Genomic DNA, 14493 nt, shown 5'->3' with positions numbered 1-14493 from the left:
GTCCACCCCCTTCCGGGGTTCAACCCTTCTTCGCCACGCTTTCCGGCAGGTCCTTGCCGAACACGCGCTGGTAATATTCCGCCACCAGCCCGCGCTCTGCCTCGTCGCACTTGTTGAGGAACGACAGGCGGAAGGCGAAGCCCACGTCCTTGAAGATCAACGCGTTCTGCGCCCAGGTGATGACGGTGCGCGGGCTCATCACGGTCGAAATGTCGCCGTTGATGAAGCCGCGGCGCGTGAGCTCGGCCACGCGGACCATCTTCTGCACCGTCTCCTTGCCGCCGGCCTGGTCGTATTCGCCCGACTTGGCGAGCACGATGTTCGCCTCGGTCTCGGCCGGCAGGTAGTTGAGCGTCACCACGATGTTCCAGCGGTCCATCTGGCCCTGGTTGATCTGCTGGGTGCCGTGATACAGCCCGCTGGTGTCGCCCAGGCCCACCGTGTTGGCGGTCGCGAACAGCCGGAAATAGGGGTTCGGGCGGATCACGCGGTTCTGGTCGAGCAGCGTCAGCTTGCCCTCCGTCTCCAGCACGCGCTGGATCACGAACATCACGTCCGGTCGACCGGCGTCATATTCGTCGAACACCAGCGCGGTCGGCGTCTGCAGCGCCCAGGGGAGCAGCCCCTCTCGGAACTCGGTGACCTGCTGCCCGTCCTTCAGCACGATCGCGTCGCGCCCGATCAGGTCGATACGGCTGATGTGCGCGTCCAGGTTGATGCGGATCGACGGCCAGTTGAGCCGTGCCGCCACCTGCTCGATGTGCGTCGACTTGCCGGTGCCGTGATAGCCCTGCACCATCACGCGGCGGTTGTACGCAAAGCCCGCCAGGATCGCGAGCGTGGTGTCCGGATCGAACACATAGGCGGGATCGGCATCCGGAACGCGTTCGTCGGCGATGCTGAAGGCCGGCACCTTCATGTCCGTGTCGATGCCGAACACCTCGCGCACCTCCACGGTGCGGTCCGGTGCGTCGAGGACGGTGGTCTGGCTGCGGTCGAGCTGGAGGTCGGAGGTGCTGGTCATGAAAGCCTTTCGTGCCCTTCGCCGGGGGCTTGGGACCCGCTTTAGGACGAACGCGGGCCCTTACTCAACGGCCACCTTGTCCGGCAGGGCGAAGAGAGTGACGAACCGCTCCGCGACCGCACGGTTCCCTTCGACGCGCAGCATTCCCGCCTTCTCGGCGGCTGCCAACGGCATGCCGCCGTAGATCACCGGCAGGAAGGCGGAGGGCGTACCCGAAAGCACCGTCTCCGTGCCATCCACCGGTCCGCGCGCCACCTTCAGCTCGCCCTGCGCCAGCCGCGCCTCGAACGTCTCCTCGCCGGTGCGGATGCCGACCGCCGCCTGCCAGTCGCCCGCCCGGTCGGGCACCAGCAGCATGCGCAGCGACAGCAGCAGCGACACGGGCGAGAACGGCAGGCTGGGGTCGTGCGCCGGGGAGCGCAGCGCCCAGCGCGCGAGCGCCAGGATCACCGGCTCGCTCTCCCGTCCCCAGGCGGTCAACTCATAGACGTGCACGTTCGCGGGGGACGGTAGCCGGTAGCGTCGCACGATCCCCGATCGCTCCAGCGAGGCGAGCCGCTGGGTTAGCACGTTGGCGCTCAGTCCCGGCAACCCACTGCGCAATTCGCCGAACCGCCGCGGCCCCAGCAACAGCTCGCGCATGATGAGCAGCGCCCAGCGCTCGCCGACGAACTCCATCCCCAACGCCGCGCCACAGGCGTCGTCGTACCACCGCTTTTCCACGCCAGTTATTTTTTGTGACTCCATAGTTGTCAAAGATAAGTAGCAGCGGCATGCTGGTCAAACAACGAGTCGGAGAGGATGTCTGATGCCCCGCGCGATCTTCGTGAACCTGCCGGTTGCCGATGTGGCCAAGGCCACCGCCTTCTACGAAGCGATCGGCTTCGAAAAGAACCCGACCTTCTGCAACGAACAGGCCTCGGCCATGGTCTGGTCGGACAGCATCTACGTCATGCTGCTCGACCATGCCTTCTACCGGACCTTCACGAACAAGCAGATCATCGAGGCGCGCACGCACAGCGGCGCCCTGCTCGCACTCTCCTTCGACAGCCGGGCGGAGGTGGACGCGATCACCCAGGCCGCGATCGCCGCCGGAGGCACGGAGATGCACGAGCCCGAGGATCTCGGCTTCATGTACAGCCGCGCCTTCGACGATCTCGACGGCCATGGCTGGGGCCCGTTCACCATGGACATGGCGGCGGCGACCCGCGCCCAGCCGGCAGAGGCGTGACATGTCCTTCCAGGCCTATCTCGACACGATCGAGCGCAACACCGGCAAGACGCCTGCGGACTTCCGCGCGCTTGCGGCGACCCGCGGCCTCACCAGCGAAGGCGGCATCGCGCCGGGGGTGAAGGCGACCGAGGTCACCGACTGGCTGAAGGCCGACTTCGGCCTGGGACACGGCCACGCGACGGCGATCTACGCCCTGCTGAAGGGCATGAAGAAGGAGGGAGACGCATGACCCCGCCCGTGATCACCGCCTATGACTGGGTCCCCGATTTCGCGCGCGGCCTGGTGCGCGACCTGCCGGTACGCTGGGCGCTGGAGGAGACCGGGCGGCCCTACACCGTCCGATACCTCCCGCAGGGAAGCCAGAAGGAGTCGGCCCACCGCGCGCTCCAGCCGTTCGGACAGGTGCCGACCTATGAGGACGGCGATCTGGTGCTGTTCGAATCCGGCGCGATCGTGCTGCACATCGCGGAGAGCGGCAGCGGCCTGCTTCCCGCCGACCCCGCGCCCCGAGCCCGCGCGATCCAATGGATGTTCGCCGCGCTCAACAGCGTCGAGCTGCCGATCGCCGACTTCGGCATGGCGTCGCTGTTCGAGCGCGACATGCCCTGGGCGAAGGACCGGCTGCCGGTGGTGCGCGCCCGTGTGCAGGACCGGCTCGGCGACCTCGCCACGCGGCTGGGGGAGGCCACCTGGCTCGACGGCGACTTCTCCGCCGGGGACCTGATGATGGTCTGCACGCTTCGCCAGTTGCGCGGCAGCGGCTTGGTCGAGGCGCATCCGGCGCTCGCCGCCTATGTCGCCCGCGGAGAGGCGCGGCCCGCGTTCGGACGCGCGCTCGACGCGCAGCAGAAGGGCTTCACCGGGCAGCCGCCGCAATCCGCGGCGATGCTCGCCATGCAGGGAGAGGACGCATGACCTTCATCCAGGGCTTCGTCGCCGCGGTGCCCACCGCCAATCGTGACGCCTACCGCGACCATGCCGCCCAGGCGCTGCCGCTGTTCAAGGAGTTCGGCGCCCGCCGGATGGTCGAGGCCTGGGGCGATGACGTGCCCGACGGCACGGTCACCGACTTCCGGGGCGCGGTGCAGGCAAAGCACGACGAGACCGTCGTGTTCAGCTGGATCGAATATGCCGATCAGGCCGCCTATGATGCGGCGCTCACTGCGATGATGAACGACCCGCGCATGGAGGACATGGCCGAGATGCCGTTCGACGGCAGCCGCATGATCTTCGCCGGCTTCGACCCGCTGGTCGACGAGGGGCCCGGCGGCACCACCGGCTATGTCGACGGCTTCCTGATCCCCGTGGCACCCGACCAGAAGGACGCCTTCTTCGATCTGGCGCGCCGGGCGGCGCCGGTCTTCCTCGAACATGGCGCCATCCGCGTGGTGGAGGCCTGGGGCGACGACCTGCCGGACGGCAAGGTCACCGACTTCAACCGCGCGACCAAGGTCACGGATGGCGAAAAGGTGGTGTTCGCTTGGATCGAATGGCCCTCCAGGGAAGTGCGCGACGCCGGTCAGGCCAAGGTGATGGCCGATCCGCGCATGCAGGATCCCGGCACCGTCCCGTTCGACGGCAAGCGCATGATCTTCGGCGGCTTCCTGCCCATCCTCGACCAATGGGAGCATCCCATGCGCAATCCGCACGGCTTTCCGATCTGGTACGAACTGCTCACCCCCGATCCCGACGCTGCACGCGGCTTCTACGAAGCGGTGATCGGCTGGAGCGTGGGCGCCCCCATGTCTTCGGCGCTGGATTATCGGCTGCTCGACACCGGCCAGGGGCAGGTCGGCGGCATGATGCGCCTGGCGCCCGAGATGGAAGCCGGCGGCGCCCGTCCCGGCTGGCTGTTTTACGTCGGGGTGGACGACGTCGATGCGACCGTCGCCAGGATCCAGACGCTCGGCGGCAGCGTGCACGTCCCGCCGCAGACGATGGAGGGCGTCGGCCGCTTCTCACTGGTGGCCGACCCGCAGGGCATCCCCTTCTACGTGATGCGCGGCGAAATGGACGAGGCGAGCCATGCCTGGCAGGCGAACGGCCCGGGCAAGTGCGGCTGGAACGAGCTGACGACACCCGACCAGGCCGGCGCCCTCGCCTTCTATGCCGAGGTGTTCGGCTGGGCCTATCCCGATCGCATGCCGATGGGCGCGATGGGCGACTATGTCTTCGTCGAGGCGGGCGGCGAGACGATCGGCGCGATCATGCAGCGCCCCGCCGATGCCCCGCCCCCCGCCTGGCAATTCTACTTCCGCGCGGCCGACATCGACGCCGCCGCGGCCGCAGTGGTGGCGTCCGGCGGCATCGTCCACATGGGCCCGATGGACGTGCCCGGCGACGAGCGCATCATCGTCGCCAGCGATCCCCATGGGGCCCTGTTCGGCGTCGTCGCCGGGGCCAGGGCCGCAGCATGAGCACCGCGGCGAAGGTCGTCGCCTGCCTCTGGTACGACGGCTGCGCGGAGGAGGCCGCCCGCTTCTATGTCGACAGCTTCGACGACAGCCGCATCACCGACATCCACCGTGCCACCACCGATTGGCCGGCGGGCAAGGCGGGCGACGTGCTGACGGTCGGCTTCACCATCGCCGGCAGCACCTTTCTCGCGCTCAACGGCGGGGCGGGCGTGGCTTTCACCGACGCGATCTCCTTCCAGCTGATGACCGAGGATCAGGCGCAAACCGATCGCTATTGGGACGCCATCATCCAGGGCGGCGGCACGGAGATCGCCTGCAGCTGGTGCCGCGACCGCTGGGGCGTCCGCTGGCAGATCGTCCCGCGTGCCCTGATGGACGGGCTGGCCGATCCCGATCCGGCCGCCGCCGCCCGCGTGATGCAGGCGATGATGGGCATGGTGAAGATCGACATCGCCGCGATCGAGGCGGCACGACGCGGAGACGCCGTATGAATCATGAGCTCGCCATCGAACGTGTCCTCGACGCGCCCGTCACCGCCATCTGGCAGGCATGGCGCGAGCATCTGGAGGAATGGTGGTGCCCGCTGCCGTGGCGCACCGAGCTCCACGCGCTGGAACTCCAAGCCGGCGGCCGCTTCGCGACGACGATGATCAGCCCGGACGGCGAGCGTCACGACGACGAAGGCCTGATCCTGGAAGCCATCCCTCAGCAGCGCGTGGTGTTCACCAACGCGCTCCTCCCCGGCTGGCGTCCCCAGCCCGGCAACCCCTTCCCCTTCATCGGACTGTTCGAGTTCACGCCCGAAGGCACGGGCACCCGCTACCGCGCGGCCGCCCGCCACTGGACGGCGGACGACTGCGAGACGCACCGCGCGATGGGCTTCGAGGACGGCTGGCTCGCCGTCGCGGCGCAGCTGGAGGCAGTCGCCCGCCGGGTGTCCGGGTTACCGGCAAAGGCATGACCGATGCCGTCAGGCGAAGGCCGCCGACCCCTTGAGCTGCTGATAGGCGGCGATGACCTTTTGCAGCGCCCCTTCATGGCTTCGATCGCCGCCGTTGCGGTCCGGATGATACTGCCGCACCAGCTCGCTGTAGCGTTTGCGCAGCGCCGTGCGGTCGGCATCCACCTCCAGCCCCATGACCTTCAGCGCCGATCGGTCGCCCGGCGTCAGCGGCCGCCCGTCCTTGCGCTCGGCACGGACGTTCGCCTTGAACTTCGCGCCGATCGCATCGAGCGGATCGGCGAAGTCCGCCCAGCGCGGCCCACGGTCGCCGCCCGCGCTCGCAAAGGCACGCGTCTCCCGCTCCCAGCCGGCATAGGGCCGCTGGGCGTCGTGGATCTCCTCGACGGTCATGCCCGCGAAATAGTTATAGCCGGCGTTGAACTGGCGGACGTGGTCCAGGCAGAACCAGCGATAGCCCGCCGGTCGGTCGCTGCCCTGCGGCGCGCCCTCCAGCGGCGGCGCGCGAAACTCGCCCGCCTCGACGCACCCCGGTGCCTCACAGGCCCGCCCACTCTCCACTCGACCATGGAACCGCGTGTTCGGCCGGTCCTTCCCGATCTTCTCGCGTGCCACGCGACTCCCTCATGCAAACCCACTATATAGGCGCGATGCAGACCACCGCTACCGGCCCCATCGCCTCCGAAATCACCGCTCGCCTGACCGAGGCGCTCGACCCCACGCATCTGGAGGTCATCAACGACAGCGGCCGCCACGCCGGCCACAGCGGCGACAACGGCACCGGCGAATCCCACTTCACCGTCGTGGTCGAAAGCCGGGCCTTTGCGGGCCGCTCGCGCGTTGAGCGCCAGCGGCTGGTGAACCAGGCCCTGTCCGACCTGCTCATAGACCGAGTCCACGCGCTGGCAATCCGGGCCCGCGCTCCAGGAGAGTAGCGCCGATGTCGTACAATCTTTGGTACTGGCCTGAGATCCAGGGTCGCGGCGAGTTCGTGCGCCTGGCACTGGAAGCGGCCGGTATCGACTATTGTGACTGCGCCCGCGAACGCGGCACTCAGGCGCTGGTCGACGACATGGCCCGCTACACCCAGCGCCCGCCCTTCGCCCCGCCCTATCTCGAGCTCCAGGGTTTCGTAATCGCGCAGACCGCCAACATCCTGCTCTATCTTGGCGAGCACCACGACCTGGCGCCCTCGCGCCTTTCCGACCGGCTGTGGCTCCACCAGCTCCAGCTCACCATCGCGGACATGGTGGCGGAGGTGCACAACATCCACCATCCCGTCGCCATGGGCGAATATTACGAGGACCAGAAGGCGGAGGCGCTGCGCGCCGCCGAACAGTTCCGGGCCGAGCGCATCCCGAAGTTCCTCCAGCACTTCGACGGCGCGGCACAGGCGAACCCCGGCGAATGGCTGATCGATCATCGCTGGACCTATGCCGACACCTCGCTGTTCCAGCTGATCGAGGGGCTGCGCTACATGTTCCCGCAGCGCATGGCGGCGATCGAGCACGCCTATCCCGCGCTGCTCAAGATCCATGGCCTCGTCCGCTCCCTGCCGGGCGTCGCCGCCTATCTTGCGAGCGATCGACGCCTGTCGTTCAACGAGGACGGCATCTTCCGCCACTATCCCGAACTCGATGGCGCGTGATCCCGGCCGGGCCCGGCCGAGTTGCGCCGGTCGCGCACCCCAAGTAAAGCCGCGCCGCTCATGACCGATCCGCTCATTCTCGCCGTCCCCAAGGGGCGCATCCTCGAAGAGGCGCTGCCGCTGCTCGCGGCCGTCGGCATCGTGCCGGAACCCGCCTTTTCGGACGAGGGCAGCCGCGCGCTGCGCTTTCGCACCAACACGCCCGCCGTGGACCTGATCCGCGTACGCGCGTTCGACGTGGCGACCTTCGTCGCGCACGGCGCCGCCCAGCTCGGCATCGTCGGCTCCGACGTGCTTGCCGAGTTCGAATATTCGGAGCTCTACGCGCCGGTCGATCTCGGCATCGGCCATTGCCGCATCTCGGTCGCCGAACCCGCCGGCATGGCCGAGCACGATGATCCGCGCGGCTGGAGCCATGTGCGCGTCGCCACCAAATATCCGCACGTCACCCGCCAGCACTTCGCCCGCCGCGGCGTGCAGGCGGAGTGCGTGAAGTTGAACGGCGCGATGGAGCTCGCCCCCGTGCTCGGCCTCGCGCCGCGCATCGTCGACCTCGTCTCCTCGGGCCGTACGCTCAAGGAAAACGGCCTGGTCGAGGTCGAGGTGATCGCCGAGGTCAGCTCGCGCCTCGTCGCCAACCGCGCCGCCTTCAAGACCCGTCCCGACGTGGTACCGCTGGTGGACGCGTTCCGCCGTGCGGTGATGGAGAAGACCGCATGCTGAGGCTCGACTTCACCGACCTCGACTTCGAGCGCGGCTTCGCCGAGCTCGTCGACTCCCGCCGCGAGGCCGACGCCGATGTCGCCCGCGACGTGCGCGCGATCCTCGCCGCCGTGCGCGACGAGGGGGATGCCGCGCTCGCCGCCTTCACCCGCCGCTTCGACCGCCACGATCCGGAAGAGACTGGCTGGCGCATCGAGCAGGCCGATTGCATCGCCGCGCTCGAAGGGCTCGCCCCCGATCTGCGCGCCGCGCTCGAACTCGCCCACGACCGCATCGTCGCCTACCACGCCAAGCAGCGTCCCGCCGACAGCGACAGTGTGGACGACGCCGGCGTCCGCCTGGGCGCCCGCTGGCGCGCCGTCCAGGCAGCCGGCGTCTATGTGCCCGGCGGCCGCGCCGCCTATCCCTCTTCCGTGCTCATGAACGCGGTCCCCGCCAAGGTCGCGGGCGTCGAGCGGCTGGTGATGGTGACGCCCACCCCCGATGGCGTGGTCAATCCGCTCGTCCTCGCCGCCGCCGCGCTTGCGGGCGTGGACGAGGTCTGGCGCATCGGCGGCGCGCAGGCGATCGCCGCGCTCGCCTATGGCACCGAACGCATCAAGCCGGTCGACGTCGTCACCGGTCCGGGCAATGCCTGGGTCGCGGAGGCTAAGCGCCAGCTCTACGGCGTCGTCGGCATCGACATGGTCGCCGGCCCGTCCGAGATCGTCGTGGTGGCGGACGGCGCCAACGACCCCGAATGGATCGCCGCCGACCTGCTCAGCCAGGCCGAGCACGACCCCACCAGCCAGTCGATCCTGTTCACCGACGACGCGCTGTTCGCCGATGCCGTGGCCGAGGCGGTCGATCGCCAGATCGCCACCCTCGCCACCAAAGCCGTCGCCCGCGACAGCTGGGACGCGAACGGCGCGATCGTGCTCGTCGAACGCCTCGACCAGGCGATGCCGCTGGTCGATCGCCTCGCGCCCGAGCATCTCGAGCTTGCCGTCGACAATCCCGAGCCGCTGTTCGACCGTGTGCGCAACGCCGGCTCCGTCTTCCTCGGCCGCCACACGCCCGAGGCGGTCGGCGATTACGTCGCCGGCCCCAACCACGTGCTGCCCACCGGCCGCCGCGCGCGCTTTGCGTCCGGGCTGTCGGTACTCGATTACATGAAGCGCACCAGCTTCTTGGGCTTGGATGCTGCGGCACTTGGGCGTATCGGCCCGGCCGCAGTCACGCTGGCCGAGGCGGAGGGGCTTCCCGCCCACGCCCGCTCGGTCGCGATCCGCCTTTCCTGAACTTTCTCGCCGGCGCGCGCATTCTCCTTGCGCCCCGGCCAATGGACGACCTGATCATGACCACGCCCAATCCTCGCCCCCGTGCGCTCCGCCAGGCCCGCGCTGCCGCGCGTCTCGCTGCCGTCCAGGCGCTCTACCAGCAGGAGATGGAGGGCACGCCGATCCCGACGCTGCTGCACGAGTTCCACCAGCACCGCCTGGGCGCGACCATCGAGGGCGTCGAATATGCCGAAGCGGACATCGCCTTCTTCGACGACGTGGTGCGTGGCGTCGACGCCCGCCGCGAGGAGATCGACCGCGCCATCACCGCCAAGCTTTCCGAAGGCTGGTCGCTCGACCGCCTCGACAAGCCGATGCGCCAGATCCTGCGCGCCGGCACCTATGAGCTGATCGCCCGCGTTGACGTGCCCGCCGCCGCCGTCATCAGCGAGTATATCGACGTCGCCGACGCCTTTTACGACCGCCGCGAAAAGGGCTTCGTAAACGGCCTGCTCGACGGCGTCGCCAAGACCGTGCGCGGCGGCTCTGCCGCGCCTGCGGAAGCGCCGGAGGCGTGACGCGCTGCCCCGCCTGGGGCAGAACCGCCGCATGACCGAGGCCGAGTTCCTGGAGGCGCTGCGCGCGCTGCCGCTCCACCCCGCCGCGCGCGGGCTCACGGACGACGCGGCGGTGCTGCCCGCCGGGACCACCCCCGCCACCGTCCTCACCAGCGACCTGCTGGTGGAGGGCGTGCATTTCCTGCCCGACGATCCCGCCGACACCGTCGCCTGGAAGCTGCTGGCGACCAACCTCTCCGACCTCGCCGCCAAGGGCGCGACGCCGGTCGGCGTGCTGCTCGGCTACCCGCTCGGCGATGACGCCTGGGATCGCGCGTTCCTCGCGGGACTCGCCACCGGGCTCGCCACCTTCGACTGCCCCCTGCTCGGCGGCGACACCGTCCGCCAGCCGGCCGGCAGCCCGCGCTTCCTGTCGCTGACCGCGATCGGCCACAGCGCCGCGACCCCCGCCCGCAACGGCGCGCGCGCAGGCGACGCGCTGTGGGTCACCGGCACCATCGGCGACGCCGGTGCCGGCCTCGCCATCGCCCGCGGCGCCGAGGGTCCGCCGGCGCTGCTCGACCGCTACCGCCGCCCCATCCCGCGCCTGGCGGAAGGCCGCACGCTCGCACCGGTGGTGCACGCCATGATGGACGTATCCGACGGCCTCCTGCTCGACGCCAGCCGCATGGCCGCCGCCAGCGGCTTGGGCGTCGCGATCGACCTCGCCGACGTACCCCGCTCCGCCGACCTCCTCCGCCACGCCGGCGACTCCCCCGCCGCCCGCCTCGCCGCCGCGACTGCGGGTGACGATTACGAGCTGCTGTTCGCGCTTCCGGCCGGCGTCACGCCGCCGGTACCCGCCACCCAGGTGGGGCGCTTCCACGCCGAGCCCGGCCTCGTCCTCACCGACAACGGCGCCCCCATCCCGCTTCCAGCGCGGCTCGGCTTTCAACACCACGGCGGATAGGCAAGGCCTACCCCCGAACCCCGTACCCCGGCGAAGGCCGGGATCCAGTTGCGACGCACTCGGTAACGGTTCGCACCTTCGCTCCCGTCCCCCAACTGGGCCCCGGCCTTCGCCGGGGTACAGGGTTGCCTACGGATCGGCTGCCCCATCACGGTGGCTAGAGCGAGAACCGTTCGTGCTGAGTAGGGGCTGAGCCTGTCGAAGACCCGTATCGAAGCACCTGCGCCGGTCCTTCGATACGCCATTTCGACTTCGCTCAATGGCACCTCAGGACGAACGGGCATGCGCAGCGTCGTCACCGCCCCGCGGGGTCGGACATCCCCGTTCGTTTCGAGGAGCCGTCGAGCTTGTCGAGACGGCGTCTCGAGAAACCGGCCGCGGCTCTCTCGACACGGGCTCTCGACAGGCTCGATCCCTGCTCGAGACAAACGGAAGGGGAAGCGAGCGGAAGGAGAGGCGCGTGAAGTCGGCGGCGCTGTTCCCTCACCCAAACCTGCTTGTGCTCCCGCCACAACGGCATATGCTCGCGCCGATGGGTTAGACCCGACGCACGAACGCCGGGCCACCTTCTGACAGGAGGGGCGTATGACGATCGTCTATTTCGCCATGGCATGCGGCGTCATCGCCGTTCTCTATGGCGTGTTCACCGCCGGCCAGGTGCTGCGCGCCTCCCCCGGCGACGCGCGGATGCAGGCGATCGCCGCTGCGATCCAGGAGGGCGCCGGCGCCTATCTCGGGCGCCAGTATCGCGCGGTCGCCGTCGTCGGCGTGCTCGTCGCGATCCTCCTCGTGCCAACCGTCAGCCTGCTTTCCGCAGCCGGCTTCGTCCTCGGTGCGCTGCTGTCGGGCGCGGCTGGCTATGTCGGCATGACCATCTCCGTCCGCGCCAACGTCCGCACCGCAGAAGCATCGCGCCGCTCGCTCCAGGCCGGCCTCACTCTCGCCTTCCGCTCGGGCGCCATCACCGGCATGCTGGTCGCAGGGCTCGGCCTGCTCGCGATCGCCGGCCTCTTCTGGTACCTGGTCGCGATCGCCGGCCACGCCCCCAACGACCGCGAAGTGGTCGAGGCGCTCACCGCACTCGCCTTCGGTGCCTCGCTCATCTCCATCTTCGCGCGGCTGGGCGGCGGCATCTTCACCAAGGCAGCCGACGTCGGCGCCGACCTGGTCGGCAAGGTCGAGGCCGGCATCCCGGAGGACGATCCCCGCAACCCCGCCGTCATCGCCGACAACGTCGGCGACAATGTCGGCGACTGCGCCGGCATGGCCGCCGACCTGTTCGAAACCTATGTCGTCACCTTGGGCCTCACCATGGTGTCGATCGCGCTGCTGGTGCAGGCCTCCTCGGCCGAGTTGCTCGCGCTGATGGCGCTGCCGCTGGTGGTGGGCGGCGCCTGCATCCTCGCCTCGATTGCCGGCACCTACATGGTCCGGCTCGGCCGCACCGGCTCGATCATGGGCGCGCTCTACAAGGGCCTGTGGACCACGATCGTGCTCGCGGTCCCGCTCATCTATCTCGCCTGCCGCTGGACGCTCGGCGACCTCGACCAGGTGATCGGCGGCGCCGGCTTCCTGGACCCGCTCGATGATGCGCTGACGGTCGAGGGCGCGCTCGGCACCGCCGCCACCGCGTCCACCCACTTCACCGGCATGGACCTGTTCTGGTGCATGATGATCGGCCTGGGCGTCACCGCGCTGCTGGTGTGGATCACCGAATATTACACCGGCACCCGCTATCGCCCAGTCCGCTCGATCGCGCGCGCGTCGGCCACCGGCCACGGCACCAACGTCATCCAGGGCCTCGCCATCGGCCTGGAGTCCACCGCGCTCCCCACGCTGGTGATCGTCGTCGCGGTGATCGCATCCTACCAACTCGCCGGGATCATCGGCGTCGCCTTTGCCGCCACCGCGCTGCTGGCGCTCGCCGGGATGGTGGTGGCGCTCGACGCCTATGGCCCGGTCACCGACAACGCGGGCGGCATCGCCGAGATGGCCGGCCTGCCCGACAACGTCCGCCAGCGCACCGATGCGCTCGACGCCGTCGGCAACACCACCAAGGCGGTGACCAAGGGCTATGCGATCGGCTCCGCAGCCCTCGCGGCGCTGGTGCTGTTCGGCGCCTACACCACCGACCTCAACCGCTTCTTCCCCGACCTCGCCGTCGATTTCTCGCTCTCCAACCCCTACGTGATCGTCGGGCTGCTGCTCGGCGCGCTGCTCCCCTATCTGTTCGGCGCGTTCGGCATGACCGCGGTCGGCCGCGCGGCCGGATCGGTGGTGGAGGACGTCCGCCGCCAGTTCCGCGACGATCCCGGCATCATGGCCGGTAACAGCCGCCCCAACTATGCCCATACCGTCGACATCGTCACCCGCGCCGCGATCCGGGAGATGATCGTCCCCTCGCTGCTGCCCGTGCTCTCGCCGATCCTCGTCTACTTCGTCATCACCGCGGTCGCCGGCCAGGCGCAGGGCTTCGCGGCACTCGGCGCAATGCTGCTCGGCGTCATCGTCTCCGGCCTGTTCGTGGCCATCTCGATGACCTCGGGCGGCGGCGCCTGGGACAATGCCAAGAAATACATCGAGGACGGCAACTACGGCGGCAAGGGATCGGAAGCGCACATGGCCGCCGTTACCGGCGACACGGTGGGCGATCCCTACAAGGACACCGCTGGTCCGGCCGTGAACCCGATGATCAAGATCACCAACATCGTCGCGCTGCTGCTGCTCGCCGCCCTCGCCGGCGCCTGAGGCGCGCCTCCGCTGCGTGGACTTTGGGCAACAGCCTCCCCATATCGGGCGCGTCGGATGTGCGGCGGCCCGTGCGGGAACCGCGTCCGCCTTTCCTTTTGGCGGCGCCCGGAGTAAGGCACCGCGACTTTTCAGCCCTGCGAGGATTTTTTGGCAAAAGAAGAACTTCTGGAAATGCGCGGTCAGGTGGTGGAGCTTCTGCCCAACGCCATGTTCCGCGTCCGGCTTGAGAACGACCATGAGATTCTCGGCCACACTGCCGGCAAGATGCGCAAGAACCGCATCCGCGTGCTGGTCGGCGACGAGGTGCTCGTCGAGCTGACCCCGTACGACCTGACCAAGGGTCGCATCACCTACCGCTTCAAATAAGGCCCGAGCCAATGCGGCTCGTCCTCGCCTCCACCTCCCCGCGCCGCCGCGAGCTGCTGGCGCGACTCGGCGTCGTGCCCGATCGCATCGCCGGCCCGGAGCTCGACGAGACCCCGCGCCCCGGCGAACTGCCGCGCCCCTATGCGCTGCGGCTGGCCGAGGAAAAGGCGCGCGCCATCGCCCGCGAGCCCGATGAGATCGTCGTCGCCGGCGACACCACCATCGGGGTCGGCCGCCGCATCCTCAACAAGCCCGCGGACGAAGCCGATCACCGCGCGATGCTCGGCCTGCTGTCCGGCCGCCGCCACCACTGCCTCTCGGCGGTGTGCGTGATCGGGCTCGACGGCAAGGCGCGCGTGCGCGTGACGGACTCCGTGGTCGTCTTCAAGCGGCTCACTAACGACGAGATCGACTGGTATCTCCGCTCGGGCGAGGGTGAGGGCAAGGCCGGCGGCTATGCCATTCAGGGCCGCGCCGAAAGCTTCGTGCGCTTCCTGTCGGGCAGCCACTCCGGCGTCGTCGGCCTGCCGCTGTTCGACACCCGCGCGCTGCTGGAATCCAGCGGCTACCGCTTCGCCTGATC

General features: G+C 69.4%; 18 protein-coding genes and 2 pseudogenes. 17 read left to right on the top strand and 3 right to left on the bottom strand.

Annotated features, from left to right (window positions below; genetic code table 11):
- Positions 1-19: 19 nt before the first annotated feature.
- Entirely contained in the window at positions 20-1024 is a 1005-nt protein-coding gene (gene cobS / locus VPH46_RS13560) for a cobaltochelatase subunit CobS (RefSeq protein ID WP_239435190.1), read from the bottom strand.
- Between the two features lie 60 nt (positions 1025-1084).
- A complete protein-coding gene (locus VPH46_RS13555) occupies positions 1085-1747 on the bottom strand; it encodes a winged helix-turn-helix transcriptional regulator (RefSeq protein WP_416611998.1) in 663 nt (220 codons plus the stop codon).
- An 85-nt stretch (positions 1748-1832) separates the two neighbouring features.
- Here VPH46_RS13555 and VPH46_RS13550 point away from each other — a divergent pair, with 85 nt between their 5' ends.
- From VPH46_RS13550 to VPH46_RS13515, 8 genes and pseudogenes are all read left to right on the top strand, one after another.
- Entirely contained in the window at positions 1833-2255 is a 423-nt protein-coding gene (locus VPH46_RS13550) for a VOC family protein (protein WP_416611996.1), read from the top strand.
- Position 2256: 1 nt separating this feature from the next.
- Complete coding sequence (locus VPH46_RS13545) at positions 2257-2487, top strand: DUF4287 domain-containing protein (protein ID WP_416611994.1); 231 nt, start codon at positions 2257-2259, stop codon at positions 2485-2487.
- A complete protein-coding gene (locus tag VPH46_RS13540; protein ID WP_416611992.1) occupies positions 2484-3173 on the top strand; it encodes a glutathione S-transferase family protein in 690 nt (229 codons plus the stop codon). The genes VPH46_RS13545 and VPH46_RS13540 overlap by 4 nt, the downstream gene beginning before the upstream one ends.
- Positions 3170-3463 (top strand): annotated as a pseudogene (locus VPH46_RS13535) (DUF1428 domain-containing protein); the annotation flags it as partial. The gene VPH46_RS13540 and the pseudogene VPH46_RS13535, both read left to right, overlap by 4 nt.
- An 18-nt stretch (positions 3464-3481) precedes the next feature.
- A pseudogene (locus VPH46_RS13530) lies at positions 3482-3877 on the top strand (DUF1428 domain-containing protein); the annotation flags it as partial.
- Positions 3878-3892: 15 nt separating this feature from the next.
- Complete coding sequence (locus VPH46_RS13525) at positions 3893-4675, top strand: VOC family protein (RefSeq protein ID WP_416612028.1); 783 nt, start codon at positions 3893-3895, stop codon at positions 4673-4675.
- Positions 4672-5166, top strand: a complete 495-nt coding sequence (locus tag VPH46_RS13520) for a VOC family protein (protein WP_416611990.1) — start codon at positions 4672-4674, stop codon at positions 5164-5166. The genes VPH46_RS13525 and VPH46_RS13520 overlap by 4 nt, the downstream gene beginning before the upstream one ends.
- A complete protein-coding gene (locus tag VPH46_RS13515) occupies positions 5163-5636 on the top strand; it encodes an SRPBCC domain-containing protein (protein ID WP_416611988.1) in 474 nt (157 codons plus the stop codon). Before VPH46_RS13520 ends, VPH46_RS13515 begins: the two co-directional genes overlap by 4 nt.
- A gap of 9 nt (positions 5637-5645) precedes the next feature.
- Here the strand turns inward: VPH46_RS13515 and VPH46_RS13510 are convergent, their stop codons facing one another.
- A complete protein-coding gene (locus tag VPH46_RS13510; RefSeq protein ID WP_132883130.1) occupies positions 5646-6251 on the bottom strand; it encodes a DnaJ domain-containing protein in 606 nt (201 codons plus the stop codon).
- Between the two features lie 35 nt (positions 6252-6286).
- On the opposite strand from VPH46_RS13510, the gene VPH46_RS13505 reads away from it, so the two are divergent.
- The 9 genes from VPH46_RS13505 (at position 6287) to VPH46_RS13465 (ending at position 14491) form a co-directional block, all read left to right on the top strand.
- Positions 6287-6571, top strand: a complete 285-nt coding sequence (locus tag VPH46_RS13505) for a BolA family protein (RefSeq protein WP_416611986.1) — start codon at positions 6287-6289, stop codon at positions 6569-6571.
- Positions 6572-6576: 5 nt separating this feature from the next.
- Positions 6577-7284 carry a glutathione S-transferase gene (locus VPH46_RS13500; protein ID WP_416611984.1) on the top strand — a complete coding sequence of 236 codons (708 nt, stop codon included), beginning with the start codon at positions 6577-6579 and terminating at the stop codon, positions 7282-7284.
- Positions 7285-7344: 60 nt separating this feature from the next.
- Positions 7345-8007, top strand: a complete 663-nt coding sequence (hisG, locus tag VPH46_RS13495) for an ATP phosphoribosyltransferase (RefSeq protein ID WP_125959900.1) — start codon at positions 7345-7347, stop codon at positions 8005-8007.
- Positions 8001-9287: a histidinol dehydrogenase gene (hisD, locus tag VPH46_RS13490; protein ID WP_416611982.1), complete on the top strand. Its 1287-nt coding sequence runs from the start codon at positions 8001-8003 to the stop codon at positions 9285-9287. Before hisG ends, hisD begins: the two co-directional genes overlap by 7 nt.
- Before the next feature lie 41 nt (positions 9288-9328).
- Positions 9329-9844 carry a transcription antitermination factor NusB gene (nusB, locus tag VPH46_RS13485; RefSeq protein WP_416611980.1) on the top strand — a complete coding sequence of 172 codons (516 nt, stop codon included), beginning with the start codon at positions 9329-9331 and terminating at the stop codon, positions 9842-9844.
- A gap of 31 nt (positions 9845-9875) precedes the next feature.
- Positions 9876-10793: a thiamine-phosphate kinase gene (thiL, locus tag VPH46_RS13480; RefSeq protein WP_416611978.1), complete on the top strand. Its 918-nt coding sequence runs from the start codon at positions 9876-9878 to the stop codon at positions 10791-10793.
- A 585-nt stretch (positions 10794-11378) separates the two neighbouring features.
- Positions 11379-13541 (top strand): sodium-translocating pyrophosphatase, encoded by a 2163-nt coding sequence (locus tag VPH46_RS13475; protein ID WP_416611976.1) that lies wholly within the window; start codon positions 11379-11381, stop codon positions 13539-13541.
- 150 nt (positions 13542-13691) lie between these two features.
- Complete coding sequence (gene infA / locus VPH46_RS13470) at positions 13692-13910, top strand: translation initiation factor IF-1 (RefSeq protein WP_003049127.1); 219 nt, start codon at positions 13692-13694, stop codon at positions 13908-13910.
- Positions 13911-13921: 11 nt separating this feature from the next.
- On the top strand, positions 13922-14491 hold the full coding sequence (locus tag VPH46_RS13465; protein ID WP_416611974.1) for a Maf family protein: 570 nt from the start codon (positions 13922-13924) through the stop codon (positions 14489-14491).
- Positions 14492-14493: the final 2 nt, after the last annotated feature.

The organism is Sphingomonas sp. MJ1 (PH-R8), assembly GCF_048058635.1.
Lineage (GTDB): Bacteria > Pseudomonadota > Alphaproteobacteria > Sphingomonadales > Sphingomonadaceae > Sphingomonas.
Note: the sequence above shows the minus strand (reverse complement) of the source record. Positions and strands in the feature narration are given on the sequence as shown.